The organism is Aeromicrobium halocynthiae, from assembly GCF_039531385.1.
Lineage (GTDB): Bacteria > Actinomycetota > Actinomycetes > Propionibacteriales > Nocardioidaceae > Aeromicrobium > Aeromicrobium halocynthiae.
This window is the reverse complement of sequence record NZ_BAAAPY010000019.1, coordinates 1-15000: the sequence shown is the minus strand read 5'-3', so window position 1 is coordinate 15000 and position 15000 is coordinate 1. Positions and strand designations below refer to the sequence as shown.

Below are 15000 nucleotides of genomic sequence, written 5' to 3'. Positions count from 1 at the left end.
CACGCCGAGGACTACCGGATCGAATACAACACCGTCCGCCCCCACGAGGCGATCGCATGGAACCGGCCCGAGGAGGTGCACCTCGGCCTGGCCGATCCGACCATCCCGACTTTTCAAACCAAAGAAAACCTGCCAACTACTTGACGCGGGACATCACGACCGAGCGCGACGACAAAGCGCCGCGGCATCCGGACCACGTCAGACGCCAGTGGGCGTGGCCGAGCAGGCCTGATCAGTGGTGGGTCGCGGACTTCACCTACGTCTGGACGCCGGCCGGGTTCTGCTACGTCTCGTTCGTCACCGACGTGTTCAGCCGGCGGATCTTGGGTTGGCGGGTCAGCACGTCAAAGACGACCCCGTTGGTGCTCTCAGCACTCGAGCAGGCACTGTTCACCAGGCGACGGACGAGCTTTGAGTTCACCACCGACGGACTGCTGCATCACTCCGATGCGGGCAGTCAGTACACGTCGTTGGCGTTCACGGAGGCGCTCATCGATGCCGGCATAACTGGCTCGATCGGGACCGTCGGTGACGCGCTGGACTGTGAGACTGTCGATCGCCTCTTGGCGGCCTGACTCTTGCTGACGACTGACCTCGAAGTCTGGGTGTCCTTGCTGTTGATCTGTCGTCCGCCAGGAGGCGCATCACCCATGGTGCTGGCCGGGCGGGCGTGACCTCATAGGAGCCTGATCGCAACAGTCTCATCACAGTCCCGTCCACCCGACCGGCCAGCGTCACTCACCGGCTTGGAAGGGCAAGCACTATGAGCATGCAACAGGTTCCGTCGCACCGTCGAGTCGTCGTCGGTGTCGACACCCACAAGTACGTCCACGTCGCGGTCGCGATCGACGACATCGGCACCATCTTGGACAGCAGGTCCTTCGCCGCCGATGCTGGCGGCTATGGCCAGCTGATCGACTGGGCGGCCTCGTTCGGAGGCAAACTCACCTTCGGGATCGAAGGCACTGGATCCTACGGCGCCGGACTGGCCGGCGCGGTCCGTCGACGTGGAATCGGCGCCCTGGAAGTGGTCCGGACCGACCGACGCGACCGACGTCTGCGGGGCAAGTCCGACACCATCGACGCCGAGAACGCCGCCAAAGCGGTTCTCGCCGGGCTGGCGACCGCGGTCCCCAAGACGGCCGACGGCATCGTGGAGATGATCCGGCAGGTCAAGGTCGCCAAGGACATCGCGGTCAAGGCCAGGACCTCAGCGATGATCAGCCTCAAGCAGGTCATCGTCAACGCGCCCGACGAACTGCGCCAAGAGCTTCAGGCGTTGACGAAGATGACGCTGATCAACCGCTGCGCCGCCCTGCGGCCCGGGCGCGTCACGACCGTCGCTGCCGCCACGAAGCACACGCTGCGCTCGATCGCGCGGCGTTGGCAGCAGCTCAACGCCGAGATCACCAGCCACGAGAAGATCCTGACTGAGTTGACCTCGTCGATGGCGCCGGAGCTGGCGAAGGCATTCGCGGTCGGCCCGGACACCGCCGCCGAGATGCTCATCGTCGCGGGAGACAATCCCGAACGGATCCGTTCCGAAGCCGCGTTCGCGCGTCTGTGCGGCGTCGCTCCGATTCCTGCCTCGTCAGGAATGACGACCCGGCACCGGCTGAACCGCGGTGGCCACCGCCAGGCCAACGCTGCGCTCTATCGCGTTGTGATCGTGCGAATGCAGCACCACGAACCGACCAAGGCCTACGTCGCCAGACGCACTGCCGAGGGCAAGACCAAGTCCGAGATCATCCGCTGCCTCAAACGTCACCTCGCACGCGAACTCTGGGCCGCCATGCGACCCATCCGCGAAGCACGAATCGAGTCCCAGATCGCAGCTTGACGGATATAGGAGCATCAACGCACTCATGGAGTCCACGATCGGCCTGTTCAAGACCGAGGTCATCGGACACGAACAGAAGATCTGGACGACCTGGCGGCAGGTCGAAGAAGCGACCGCAGCATGGGTCCACTGGTTCAACCACGAACGACTCCACTCCTCGATCGGTGACGTCCCGCCAGTCGAACTGGAGCAGGCGCACTACGCTTCAACACGAGGGCACGACGATCCCGTCGCGGCCTAACCACGCCCTCCAAAAATCTCAGGCCGATTCAATGCGCCATCTGGTCCGCCTCGTCACCCCGCCGGGCGGCTTGGTCCTCGACCCGTTCGCCGGCTCCGGAACCACCGCAGAAGCCTGCGCCATCGAGGGCTTCGCTTCGATCAGCGTCGAACGCGAACCGGACTACATAGCACTCATCCACCGGCGCCTCGCGCGACGCCTCGAACCCGTGACGGAACCGGCCGACGCGTGGACTCTTCCGCTCTGAGTCGCTCCCCTATGTGAGAAGCATCGTGACTGCGTGACCGCGACGATTGGATAGATCAGGTCGTCGACGGTCCACCAGTGCTCGAACGTGGTCGCCACAAACATCGCTGTCACACTCTGGGCCGCCCGATCACGCTCCAGCGGGAGGTTGCAGTGCGTGGGTGAAGGACCCCCGCGGCAGCCGATGAGCGGGCATGACAACTCGCTTCCGTATCGCTCGAATTCTCCTCGCCATCAACATCGCTGTCGGTGCCGCCCTGATCGCGCCGGGCCCGGCAGCCGCTGCTAGATCAGACTGTCCCTCCGGCTACTTCTGTGTCTGGACCGGAACCAACTACTCCGGCACCATCCAACGCATCAACGTCACCAACTCCTACCGAGCCATCACTCTGAACGCCACCAGGTCCTACTACAACAACCGATCCCAGCGGACCTGGCTCCACTCCTCTGCGACAGGGGGAGGCTCGACTCAATGCATCAACCCGGGCGGGTCGTCTGGCAACACCAGCGGATGGCAGGCCTCAGCGAAAGCGGCCTACCTTGCCACCGTCACGTCCTGCTAAGCGAACTTCTCGTATCGCAGATCTACGACACCGGGGCGGGTTAGTCTGCCCCGGTGACAGACGAGGACTTCGCGCACCTCTACGAGGCGCTCCGAAACTCTGTCTATACCTATGCGGCCCGGCGAGTCGGACCAGAAGCAGCGAAAGACGTCGTATCCGACACATTCGAGGTCGCGTGGCAGAAGCGACAAGGCTTCCCCGTGGACCGTTCCGAATGGACGAGATGGGTCGTCGGGATCGCGAAGAACAAGGTGCTGCAAGAACTCCAACGACGCCAACGCAAGCACCACGACAACCGCTTCGTCATCGACTGGACCGACGAAGAGCGAGACCGCACCGAGACCGACATCGCCGCGACCGTGGTCGCGAACGACTCAGCCCGGCGCATCTACGAGGCACTCAGCCCCGCAGAGAAGCGCCTCTTCGACCTCGCGTTCGTGCGTGACCTCTCACCAGACCAGGCAGCGTCCATCCTTGGCATCTCGACCACGGCCTTCACCACGCGACTGAGCCGACTCCGCCGCAAACTGATAGCACTAGAGGCCGAGCACCAACCCGTCCCCGCGAGAACCGGCAGGAGGTGACATGACCAACCGTCCCAGCAACGACACGGCAGCCGATGACGAGATTGCCGAATTCCGCCGACAAGCCGCAGAACTAGGGTTCGCCACCAGCGAGACCGATCTCGAGGCCTATGACGACCTCGAGAGCTCCGAAGAGTTCATCACGCGTATGAAGTGGGAAGACCGCCGACGCACCAGACGGTGGCGTCGCCGACTAGCCACCGGCATGGCGACAGCCGCGGCCGTAGCCGGTGCATGGGTCGTCGCCGACCTGCCCACCGTCAGCCCCGCCGTCGCCGACACGCCACCAGTGCTCGACTACGAATTCGCAGCGGCCGTGCGTATCGCCTTCGCACCAGGGGAGGACCCCGACGACCTGCTGGACCTTCTCGCCGAATCCGCCGCGACCACTCCAGAGCCTGAAGCAGGCGGCGACATCCAGCACAAGCAGTCTGAGAACTGGTTCTTCGACATCGATGACGACGGGTCCGCACGCATCGTCCCTCGGGCGATCGAAACATGGCTTCGACCCGACGGGTCCCTTGTCACGAGCGAGCGCCCCGGTGAACCGCTTACGGCTGACGGGCGAGGCATCGACGATCGACCCGGCCCAGTGGAGTCGACCGACATCCTGCCGACGGGCAGTATCGACCCCGACTTCGCGAACAACCTCCCAGACGATCCGGAGCAGTTGGTCGACGTTCTCCTCGACAACATCGCGTGCACGGACAGGAGCCCTGGCCCTACCCGATCCATCTGCCTGTACCGAGAGATCATCGCGCTGTACCAACACCATGTTGTGCCACAGCGGGTGGCTGCTGCCCTGTGGACAGCCCTCAAGGACGAGACGGACTTCACCGCCCTAGGGTCAGTCGAAGATCGCGCAGGACGTCCAGCCGTCGGCATCTCGATCACCGACCCCGACAGTCCCCAGTATCGTCTCGTGCTCATCGTGAGCCCCGAGAATGGACAACTCACCGGGGTCGAGGAGATCCTCATCCGACCCATCGACGGCATCGATGCAGCCCCGCCAGCCGTCGTCGCGTTCACCACCTACGTCCGCTCCGAACGCACAGACCGAGCCCCTTCTGACTGATCCGCGCGAGCTCCTGCAGCCAGCTCCCGCATTCACTGGGACGACCGGTCAAGCGACGTCGAAGTGCAAGTCTCTGCCTCATCGACAAACAGCGAGGATCTTTTCTGACGTTGGTGTGTGATCCTCCGACATCTGCGGCGATAGGTGCTTAGGAACGGCGAAAGCGACAGCCCGGGGCACTACCTCCGCATGAGGGGCGGGCAGCAGCAGGATTCGTTCCCGCCTGCTGCTGAACGCGCCAAGGAGAACGTCGCATGAACGCTGGACCAGTCGGACACTCCGACACCCACCTCCCGACGCTGTCGAGTGTTCTCCGGAGCCGGTCGCGCCGGTGGGGCCTCACTGGGGTGCGCGGGCGAGCGAGTCGGACCGCGTTTCGAGGCGCCGCGTTCGTCGCTGTAGTCGGGCTGACTGTGTCCTTGATGGCCGCGCCAGGGGTGGCCGTCGAGGCGCAGGAGCCTGACGAGCCGGTCGCAACCGACCCGGTGAAGTCTGCGCCGGACATCGTGTCGGCGGCCGTCGCGGCACGCGCTCAGGGGACACGGGTCCTGGTGGAGGGTCTTCGCACGGACTCCGAGACGACGTATGCGAACCCGGACGGCACGATGACCACTAATGCCCATCCGGCGCCGATCCGATTCCAGGACGAAGACGGCGACTGGCAGCCGATCAACCTGGACCTGGGTCCGGACCAGGCAGGTACGGTCTCGGCGGAGTCGTCCCCGATGGACGTTACGTTCGCGGGTGAGAGTGCCGACGCGGGCGGCCGGTCGGGCGCCGACGTGGTGCGGGTGGTGGAGCCCACCGACGGCGGGTCCGATGCAGTGGTCGTGCTGGAGGCGCCTGGTGAGCTCGGTGAACCGGTGCTGGAGGACAACACCGCCACGTATGAGGACGTCAAGCCAGGCGTGGACCTGTTCGTCCGCACCACCGCCGACGGGTTCGATCAGCATCTGATCGTCGCCACACCTGAGGCGCTGGCGGAGTTCACCACCGACGACGGAGTCGTGGAGTGGCGCATCCCTGTGCGCACGAAGGGTGTGACGGCTCGGGCTGAGGAGGACGGGTCCGTTTCGTTCGTCGACGCCGACGGGACGATCGTCTCCACGGTGGTGGCACCGCTGGCGTGGGACGCGGAGATCGATCCGCTGTCCAACGACCCGGCCTCGGTCGCAACCGTGGACTTGACGGTCGACGAAAACGAAGAAGGCGACATCGAATTGGTCGTGACCCCGGATCAGGAGTGGGTCACCGACCCGAGCCGGGAGTTCCCCATCACGATCGACCCGACCTACGCCTCCGGTTCGGCAGTGGCGTCGGGAGACCGGCACGTCTCCAAGGCCAGCCCGAATACGAACTTCGAGACCAGCACTGAGTTGCGTGTCGGCACCCACAACGGTGGCGGGGATGTCACCCGCTCGTTCATCAACTGGTCGCTGTCGAACTTCCGCGGAAAGGACATCACCTCTGCGAAGTTGAACCTCTACGAGACATGGTCTTACTCCTGTTCGGCGCGTTCCTTCACCGTCCGGTCCTCGCCGTTCACCGATTCCTCGACCACGTGGAACAAGCAGCCCTCACCAGGCAGCACCTATGCGACGGTGAACACCGCGAAGGGCTTCAACTCATCATGTGCTGCCGGATGGGTGCGCCCCGACATCACGCCTCTGGTGCGGACGTGGTCGACGAAGCCGGCGAGCGAGGACAAGCTCGGAGTCCGTCTCGCGGCCTCGAGCGAAACCGACTCCTACGGATGGAAGAAGTTCGCGTCCAAGGAAGCCTCCAACTCCAGCCTGCGCCCCTACATCTCCTACACCTTCAACCGGGCCCCCGGCACGCCGAGCGTGCCATCGCTGGCAAGCACCTCCGGCGCCTCTTACAGTCCGCCGAACTCGACGACGGCGACTTCCTTCTCCAACAGCCTCACCCCGACCGTCTCGGTCAAGGGATCGGACCCCGACGCCTCGCGCATCAAGTACGAGGTGCAGTTCCACTCTTCCACGGCAGGCACGTCAGCGTCGCTGATCGCGTCGTGCACCACCCCGCTTGTCGCCTCCGGCTCGGCCGGTACCTGCAAGCCGTCGTCCAGTCTCGGGCTGCGCACGATCCACACCCGCAGCAAGACCATCGATGAGCGGAACCTCGCTGGTGGCTGGTCGGGCTGGTCGTCGTTCACCACCACGTCGGCGGCCCCTCCGGTGCCGGTGGTCTCGTGCCCGGACCCGCACAGCAACGGCTCCTGGGAAGAGGACGCTCCGAGCGCTGACATCACGTGCACCATCACCGCAGCCGACGGCACCCTCAACCAGGCCGGCTACATCGACGTCACGGTCGACGGCGCGGCCAAGCAGCGCGTCAAGATCACCCCATCCGCCTCGACCGGAACCGCCCGGACGACGGTGAAGGTGTCCAAGAAGGCCGGCTTCCACAAGATCATCGCCGCCGCGGTCGGACGCGGCGGCCTGACGTCGGCGAACGTCACCTACTCCTTCGGGTGGGGTGGAGCCTCACTCACTGCCCCGGAAGACCAGACCTCCACATCGAGTCGGGTCACCATCAACGCCGCCTCGTCGCCCCGCAACGGCGCCTCCTCGGTGCAGGCGAAGCTGCAGTGGCGCCCCCGCGGCTCCGACGAGCCGTGGGAGAACGGACCCGACCTCACCACCACCGCCAAGAACGCGGATGACCCGGTGACCGCGACCGGGCGGTGGAATCCCGCCGAAGCCGTCAAGTTCGAGAACCGGGATCTGCCGACCCGCACTCCGATGACGTTCGAGATCCAGGTGTGCTTCACCTACCAAGGATCATCGACACCGCGCTGCACCGGCGATGAGTCACCGACGACCGTCACGCGACTGCCCCACGCCTTCGGCGCCGGCTACCCGACCACCGACGCTGGCGCCGCAAACCTGGCCCTGCTGACAGGAGAACTGTCGGAGAGCGCCACCGACGTGAGCGTACCGGGCTTCTCGTCGGATCTGACGATCTCCCGCTCCCACCTGTCCTTCACCGGTTCGGGCAAGGTCAGCGACTGGCCCAACGACCCCGCCACGAGCATCTTCGGGCCCGGGTTCACCGCCAACCTCGACGGCCCCGAAGCCGGCGCTGCCGACATGCAGATCATCGACAACACCCGCATCGACGGAACCATCGTGCTCCAGGACGCCGAAGGAGAAGTCCTGGTCTACGGATCGCCGTCCATGACCCGCACCTACCAAACTGGCACGTGGATCCCGGTCACCCAGGAGACCGCCGAGGACGGCTCGGCGATCGAACTCACCGGCACGGGCGCAGCGATGACCCTGACCCTCACCGATATCGAGGGCACAGCCACTGCGTTCAAGCCCGTCACCTATGCCCCCAGCGGGCAGACCCCGTGGAAGCCGGTCGCGGTCACCGAAGTCGGCCAGACTGCATCCTCGACATTCGGCTACGACACCAACGGGCGCATCACTTCCATTACCGCTGCGGTGCCCGGCGCCGACTGCAGCACCTCCGCGGCGGCGTCCGCGCAGCGCGGATGCCGGTCCATGATCATCGGCTACGGCACCACCAACAGCGGCACCGACGCCACCCCCGGCGACCGGACCGGGCAGGTCAAGCAGATCAGCTCCCGCCTGTGGAACCCCGACACCTCCACCCTGGAAACCACGCCGATGGTCTCGTACGCCTACGACGGATCCGGACGCCTGCGTACCGTCAAGGATGAGCGCGCCAACCTCACCGCCGCCTACACGTGGATCGGCGCCGGCAGCAACGCGACCACCCGCATCGCGACCGTCACCCCGCCGGGCCTCGCGCCATGGAAGTACACCTACGACGACAACGGCCGCCTCGCCCGCACCGAACGCGCCAACCCCTCCGGCGCAGGCGCCGACATCGTCACCGGCCGTTACGTCTACGGAGTCGAGACCTCCGGCCCCGGCCTGCCGAACCTGACCGGGACCACCACCAGCAAGTGGAAGCAGGCCAGCGAGGCCGAGGTCGGTTACGCGGTCTTCGGGCCCGACTACACAGGCCCAGTCACCGGCAGTGGTGTCGACTGGACCTACGCCGACCTGCAGTACATCGACGCCAAGGGCTACGTCGTGAACACCGTCTCCTACGGAGCCGGCACCTGGCAGGCCACCGCCACCGACTACGACGCCACCGGACACCCCATTCGCGAGCTCGACGCCGGAGCCATCCGCACCATCCTCGATGCCGAGACCGCAGGCGAACCGATCGCCGACGTCGACCAGCTGTCGACACAGACCACCTACAACGACGCCATCCTCGGCGAGGACGACAAGGTCATCCTGCCCGCCGGGACCGTCGTCACCGAGGTCCGCGAACCCGCCCACGAAGTCACCAACAACAAGGGTGAGATCGTCCTGGCGCGCCAGCGCACGACCACCACCTACGACGAGAACGCACCTGATCGCGGGATCAACCTCGCCACCGGACAGCGGTACGCCCTCCCCACCACGGTCACCGTCACCGCCGCAGCAAGCGGCACCGGCGACGAAGACGGCGACGACATCGAGACGATCAGCGTCACCAAGACCGGTTACGCCAAGGTCGTCGCCGGTGATGCCAACGAAGGCGACGGCTGGACGCTCGGCACCCCGACCACCACGACCATCGCCGGGGAGACCCGGACCACCCGCTACGACACCCTCGGCCGGACCATCGAGACCCGCCAGCCGTTGTCGGACGGCAACGACGCAGGCACCCGCAAGACCATTTACTACACCGCCGGCGCCAACGCCGCCGATGCCGCGTGTGGCAACAAGCCCGAGTGGAACGGTCTGACCTGCCGCACCTACCTTGCAGCAGCCCCCACGACCACGGAGACCCCTGCCAACGGGCCGGCGAGCCTGCCTGATGAGCGCACCACCTATGACCGGTGGCTCAACACCGCCCAGACCGTGGAGACGTCCGCCGGCGCCACCCGCACCACCACGACCACCCACGACGGCGCCAGCCGCGTCATCAAGTCCGTCACCACCGCCCAGATCCCCGGATCGACGGCACTGCCGGGAACGTTCACCTCCTACGACCCTGCCACCGGACTCGTCGCCTATGTCGGCAAGCTCAACGGCGCCGGCAACGACGCCACCAGCGAGAAGACCACCTACACCTACGACGCGTGGGGCAGGGAGACCGAACGGTTCACCGACCAGGGCGCGAAGATCACCACCGCCTACGACACCTCCAGCCGCCCGGTCACCGTCACCGACCCCACCGGCACCACCACCACCGTCTACGACGGCGACGGAGAACGCCGCGGCCTGGTCACCGGCCGCACCGTCACACGCGAAGGCGGCAGCCCACTGGAGTTCACCGCCGCCTACGACGCCAGCGGTCAGATGGTCACCCAGACCCTGCCCGGAGCGATCACCCAGACCACCACCTACGACCCGACCGGCGCACAAGTCGGCCTCACCTACACCGGCCAGGTCACCCCCACCACCGTCGACCCCGACACCGGAGCGATCACCACAGGCGAGCCCGAGCGCGGGGAATGGATCGCCTTCTCCCGCACCGTCGACGTCACCGGCCGCGCCACCAACGACTACGCCACCGACGGCGCCGTCTTCGCCAACGACGACGACGAGGACGCGCCCGACATCGGCGACGCGGGAGCGTTCAACCGCTCCTACACCTACAACGCCGCCGGACGCCTCACCACCGTCGACGACAGGACGTCAGCAGCGGGACAACCGTTCGACGAGACCACCGTCTGTGTACGCCGGGACTACACCTTCGACGCCAACGGCCGCCGCACCACGTCCTCGGCGACCACCGACGCCGACACCGACTGCGACACCGGCGCGAAGACCACCCGCACCCACAAGTACGACACCGGAGACCGCCCCACCACCGGCGCCAACGGCCAAGGCACCTACACCTACGACGCGTTCGGCCGCCAGACCACCCTCCCGGCAGCCGACGCACCCGATCCCGACGCCGGGCCCGTCACCCTCGGCTACTTCGACACCGACCTCGCCCGCACCATCACCCAGGGCAATGTCACTACGACCTTCGACCTCGACAGCGCACAACGCCGAAAGACCCAGACGACCACCAGCAGCTCAGGCAGCACCACGACCGTCCGCTACTACGCCGATGACTCAGACAACCCTGCCTGGACCACCACCGGAGCCGACCGCACTCGCTACACCGCCTCGATCGGCGGCGACCTCGGCGCCACCATCGAGCTGACCAAGACCAGCATCGCCTTGGCGAACCTGCACGACGACATCGTCACCAACATCGTCATCCCCAACGGCCAAACCACCGACACCCCCACCACAGGCATCGACGGCTGGTCCGACTACACCGAATACGGCACACCCATCGACCCCGAAGCCACTACACAGGTCGGCGGAAACATCGGATACGGATGGCTCGGCGCCAAGCAACGCTCGAGCAGCGGTGCGACTGCTGGCCTCACCCTTATGGGAGTTCGCCTTTATAATCCGGCGACGGGTAGATTCACCAGCATCGACCCCGTCGAAGGCGGCTCGGACACGATCTACGCTTATCCAACTGACCCCCTAAACCAGGTTGACCTCGACGGAGAGTTTTGGGCATGGGCCGTTCGTGCTGGATGGAACGGTGCCCGGGCCTACGCTGGACGGGCGGTCGCACGGTCTAGGGTCTGGTGGCGCACAGCGCCGGCTGCCTCGAGTATCCGCGGCTGGGTCGCGCAGCCCCGGGTAACGCTCGGTTGGCGTCAGCATCGCGTAAAAGTCCAGTGGGATAAGGCAAACCACACTTTCAAGGGCAAATTTTTCCCCGGAAGGAGACGGCACATCGCCGTCAGTTACTGGAAGAAGAACGTGAAGGGTAGTCACCGAAGAATTCAGATTCCCTTCGGCAGAAGGAGGGGTTAACGCCATGACTGCCGAGATCGCTCGTAAGGTTCTAGAGCACGAAAGCGCCCGCATCGCGGAGATGACCGTACAACAACTACGCACAGAGGTCGGTGGTCCCAGTGGAATTAGCCTGGAACGGGTTGTGGATGGAGTTGCCTTCGATGTCAAGCTGGAATTGCACGAGTATCGAGATGGGGCAGTGGACCTCCTGATCTCGGTGTCCGGTCCAAGCGTCGGAAGCAAGGCGCTCTCTGACCTGATCCCCATCCGTGGCGCAGAGGCCCGCCGGCGGCGAAGAAATTTTTGGCGACGGTAACTTTCTGTGGCGAACAGGAAATTGCTCTGCCACTCCAGGACCTCCAGATCCGGGCGCGAGCCGTGGCCTTGGACGGACTGACGCAGCCTGATTTCATCACCCACGCGCGTTGCGGCTGTCGCTGGGCCCACCTTCGGACCTGCTTAACGTCAACGGAGCGAGGTTGAGGGTGAGTAGGTGCCATCGCGTCGAGCCCGGCACACTCATTGCTGTCAAAGCGCTCGAACCGCTTCTCAGACTGATCGTCAACAGCGCGGCCGCGATCACCACCGACACCGTCTATCAAGGAACTCCGATCAGCGGGTTCGCAGGCCGTGAACACGACATTTGTGGCCTCCTTTCACAACTCCTTGGCGCTCCTGTCGGCCGAACTCCATGGGCGCAGCTTCGGCGGGGCGTACTCGAACTCGTACCCAGTGAACTCGCGACTTGGTCCTGCGTCTCGCGCGGGTGGGCCGCGAGGAGTTCGACTCACTCGACGGACTTGTTCGGAGCGAGCACGCCGACCCCGAGGTCCTCGTTCGGGAGACCGACAAGATCATTCTTGGCGAGCACGGGCTGGATCGTGACATGTGGCGGCTCGTCGCCGACGCCCACCAAGTCCTCTGTGGTAGACCCATCGCACGGACCAAGAGCGTCTGACGGTCACCATTCTGCGCCGGCACACCGCTCTCTGAACCGCCTGTAAGTGTTCGTGGTGGCTGGCCTGGGGCTGGCTGGCAGGGTTAGCGCCGGTCACCCGGTACTCGTTGTGACTCCTGAATCGCCTGACCCCTTGCGGGTGTCATGCCCGGGATCTGTCCAGCGGGCACGGGGTGCCGGCGCCAACCCTGGCCCACAACGATGGCTTGATCAGAAGCATGTCCACCACCGGGATTGCCGTCCTGGTGGTGTGGCTCATTACAGGCCTGCCTCGTCGTGACTTCTCACCCAGGCTGACGCCGGCAACGACGTCCAACCCGAACAGTTGAGAAGGAGCATCGCATGTCCAGTCTGCCTGCCACCGTGGCCGAGGCCTACCGCTACGTCGTCGGGGTCGACACCCACGCCGCCACCCACAGCTTCGCGATCATCAACAGCAGCGGCGCGCTGCTCGACGAGGCGACCTTCCCGACTACGCCTTCGGGTCTGCGTCGGGCGCGGGCCTGGATCGGCCGCCGCGCCGAGGGCGACCTTGATGCGGTGCTGGTCGCAGCCGAAGGCACCGGCTCCTACGGCGCGATCCTCAGTGACGTTCTCGAGGAGGTTGGCTACCGGGTCGTCGAGGCACCCACCCCGCGGCGCGAGCGTGGTCGTGGCAAGACCGACGCACTCGATGCCGTGCTCGCTGCCCGTTCCACCCTGGTGATGCCGTTGACGATGCTGCGTGACCGCCGCGCAGGCGAGGCGCACACGGCGCTGCGGGTCCTGACGGTGGCCCGCGATCACCTGAATGTCGAGCGGACCCGTTGCGTCAACGCTCTGACCTCCTTGCTGCGCAGCCACGACCTCGGCATCGACGCCCGCAGGTCACTGACCACGCGCCAGATCGCCACGATCGCCAGCTGGCGCCGTCGCGAGGAGACGATCGGGACGATGACAGCGCGGGCCGAAGCCGTCAGGCTGGCCAAGCGGGTCCTGACTCTCGACGACGAGCTTGCCGACAACCGCTCCACGATCACCAGCCTCGTTGCCGCAGAAGCACCCGAGCTGCTCGAACTCCACGGAGTCGGGGCCATCACCGCTGCCATCGTCCTGACCGTCTGGTCCCACCCCGGGCGGATCCGCAGCGAAGCTGCGTTCGCCCAGATCGCGGGCACCGCACCGATCCCGGCGTCTTCGGGCAACACGATCAGGCACCGGCTCAATCGTGGTGGTGACCGTCAGCTCAATCGGGCGCTCAATACCATCGTGCTGACCCGGATCCGCACCAACCCCGAGACCCGCGCCTACGTCGACCGGCGACTCGCCGAGGGCAAGACCGCCAAGGAGATCCGGCGGTGCCTCAAGCGCTATGTCGGGCGACAGATCTTCCGGACCCTGACCGCGGCCAACCCCACACCCCAGCCCCTCGCCTCAGCGGCTTGACACCACATAGAAGCATCCCGGGATGTCTGGAGAGTCCTTTCGTTGGAAGGATGATTCTCATGGCACGTCCCTCGAAGTACCCCCAGGAGCTGCAGGAGCGCGCGGTCCGTCTGGTGATCGAGTCCCGAGCCGACTACGACTCCGAGTACGCGGCGATCAAGTCGATCTCGGCCAAGCTCGGAATCACCTCGCCGGAGTCTCTGCGCAAGTGGCTGCGGCAGGCTGAGGTCGATGGTGGAGTTCGGCCGGGCAAGACCAGCGAGGACATCGCTGAGATCAAGGCGTTGAAGAAGGAAGTCACCGAGCTGCGGCGAGCCAACGAGATCTTGAAGTCGGCGTCGGCTTTCTTCGCGGCGGAGCTCGACCGCCCATCTCGGTTCTGATCGACTACATCGATGCCCACAAGGGTGAGTTCGGGGTCGAGCCGATCTGTCGCGTGCTCATCGAGTACGGCATGAAGATCGCCCCGAGCACCTACTACGACAACCTCTCGCGGCGTCCGTCCAAGCGGGCTCTGCGGGATGTCGAGGTCGTGGCGCTGATCGAGGCCGAGCGAGAGCGGCAGAAGTTCGTCCGCAGATTTGGTGCGCGCAAGATGTGGCTGCACCTACGAGGCCAGGGCCACGACGTCGCCCGGTGCACGATCGAGCGGCTCTATCGCCAGCAGGGCTGGGTCGGTGCCCTGCGGCGCAAGAAGTTCCGCCCCATGCCCGGCGATGGAACCGAGCGGCCCGTCGATCTGGTGGACCGCAAGTTCTGGGCCACCAGGCCCGACCAGCTGTGGGTCGCGGACTTCACCTATGTCGCGACCTGGTCCGGAACCGTCTATGTCGCATTCGTTCTCGACGTGTTCAGCCGGCGGATCGTGGGCTGGCGCGCCGCGACCCGCATGACCACCGGCCTGGTCCTGGACACCCTCGAGCACGCGATCTGGACCCGCCAGCAGGCCGGCATCAACGACCTGACCGGACTGGTCCATCACACCGGCGCCGGCTCGCAATACGTCAGCTTCGCCTTCACCGAACGACTCGTCGAGGCCGGCGTCGACCCCTCGGTCGGCTCCGTCGGCGACGCCTACGACTGTGAGACTGTCGATCGTCTCCTGGCGGCCTGACTCTTGCTGACGACTGACCTCGAAGTTGGGTGTCCTTGCTGTTGATCTGTCGTCCGCCAGGAGGCGCAACACCACCTTGGTGCTGGCCGGG

General features: G+C 65.7%; 11 protein-coding genes, 1 pseudogene and 1 other annotated feature. All 12 genes and pseudogenes read left to right on the top strand.

Going from position 1 to position 15000, the window contains the following annotated elements:
- Positions 1–146: 146 nt before the first annotated feature.
- Positions 147–542 (top strand): annotated as a pseudogene (locus tag ABD213_RS14945) (transposase); the annotation flags it as partial.
- Between the two features lie 221 nt (positions 543–763).
- Positions 764–1840 carry an IS110 family RNA-guided transposase gene (locus ABD213_RS14940; protein WP_344330264.1) on the top strand — a complete coding sequence of 359 codons (1077 nt, stop codon included), beginning with the start codon at positions 764–766 and terminating at the stop codon, positions 1838–1840.
- A 25-nt stretch (positions 1841–1865) separates the two neighbouring features.
- Positions 1866–2081: an integrase core domain-containing protein gene (locus ABD213_RS14935; protein ID WP_425546078.1), complete on the top strand. Its 216-nt coding sequence runs from the start codon at positions 1866–1868 to the stop codon at positions 2079–2081.
- Entirely contained in the window at positions 2005–2328 is a 324-nt protein-coding gene (locus tag ABD213_RS14930) for a DNA methyltransferase (protein ID WP_344330262.1), read from the top strand. Before ABD213_RS14935 ends, ABD213_RS14930 begins: the two co-directional genes overlap by 77 nt.
- Before the next feature lie 193 nt (positions 2329–2521).
- Positions 2522–2890: a peptidase inhibitor family I36 protein gene (locus tag ABD213_RS14925; RefSeq protein WP_344330260.1), complete on the top strand. Its 369-nt coding sequence runs from the start codon at positions 2522–2524 to the stop codon at positions 2888–2890.
- Between the two features lie 53 nt (positions 2891–2943).
- Positions 2944–3474, top strand: a complete 531-nt coding sequence (locus tag ABD213_RS14920) for an RNA polymerase sigma factor (RefSeq protein ID WP_344330257.1) — start codon at positions 2944–2946, stop codon at positions 3472–3474.
- 1 nt (position 3475) lies between these two features.
- Positions 3476–4549, top strand: coding sequence for a CU044_5270 family protein (locus ABD213_RS14915; RefSeq protein ID WP_344330255.1), 1074 nt, complete (start codon positions 3476–3478; stop codon positions 4547–4549).
- 422 nt (positions 4550–4971) lie between these two features.
- Positions 4972–11430 (top strand): DNRLRE domain-containing protein, encoded by a 6459-nt coding sequence (locus ABD213_RS14910; protein ID WP_344330252.1) that lies wholly within the window; start codon positions 4972–4974, stop codon positions 11428–11430.
- Positions 11431–12157: 727 nt separating this feature from the next.
- Positions 12158–12370 carry a hypothetical protein gene (locus ABD213_RS14905; RefSeq protein ID WP_344330250.1) on the top strand — a complete coding sequence of 71 codons (213 nt, stop codon included), beginning with the start codon at positions 12158–12160 and terminating at the stop codon, positions 12368–12370.
- 342 nt (positions 12371–12712) lie between these two features.
- Entirely contained in the window at positions 12713–13795 is a 1083-nt protein-coding gene (locus tag ABD213_RS14900) for an IS110 family RNA-guided transposase (protein WP_344330248.1), read from the top strand.
- A gap of 59 nt (positions 13796–13854) precedes the next feature.
- Entirely contained in the window at positions 13855–14178 is a 324-nt protein-coding gene (locus ABD213_RS14895) for a transposase (RefSeq protein WP_344330246.1), read from the top strand.
- Positions 14136–14264 (top strand) — a sequence feature (AL1L pseudoknot). It overlaps the preceding gene by 43 nt.
- A complete protein-coding gene (locus tag ABD213_RS14890) occupies positions 14166–14909 on the top strand; it encodes an IS3 family transposase (protein ID WP_344330266.1) in 744 nt (247 codons plus the stop codon). (Overlaps the previous feature by 99 nt.) Before ABD213_RS14895 ends, ABD213_RS14890 begins: the two co-directional genes overlap by 13 nt.
- Positions 14910–15000: the final 91 nt, after the last annotated feature.

Excerpts from the sequence above, each read along its gene's own strand:
- ABD213_RS14940 (WP_344330264.1), top strand. The coding sequence starts at position 764 with ATGAGCATGCAACAGGTTCCGTCGCACCGTCGAGTCGTCGTCGGTGTC.
- ABD213_RS14935 (WP_425546078.1), top strand. The coding sequence starts at position 1,866 with ATGGAGTCCACGATCGGCCTGTTCAAGACCGAGGTCATCGGACACGAA.
- ABD213_RS14925 (WP_344330260.1), top strand. The coding sequence starts at position 2,522 with ATGACAACTCGCTTCCGTATCGCTCGAATTCTCCTCGCCATCAACATC.
- ABD213_RS14915 (WP_344330255.1), top strand. The coding sequence starts at position 3,476 with ATGACCAACCGTCCCAGCAACGACACGGCAGCCGATGACGAGATTGCC.
- ABD213_RS14910 (WP_344330252.1), top strand. The coding sequence starts at position 4,972 with ATGGCCGCGCCAGGGGTGGCCGTCGAGGCGCAGGAGCCTGACGAGCCG.
- ABD213_RS14900 (WP_344330248.1), top strand. The coding sequence starts at position 12,713 with ATGTCCAGTCTGCCTGCCACCGTGGCCGAGGCCTACCGCTACGTCGTC.
- ABD213_RS14895 (WP_344330246.1), top strand. The coding sequence starts at position 13,855 with ATGGCACGTCCCTCGAAGTACCCCCAGGAGCTGCAGGAGCGCGCGGTC.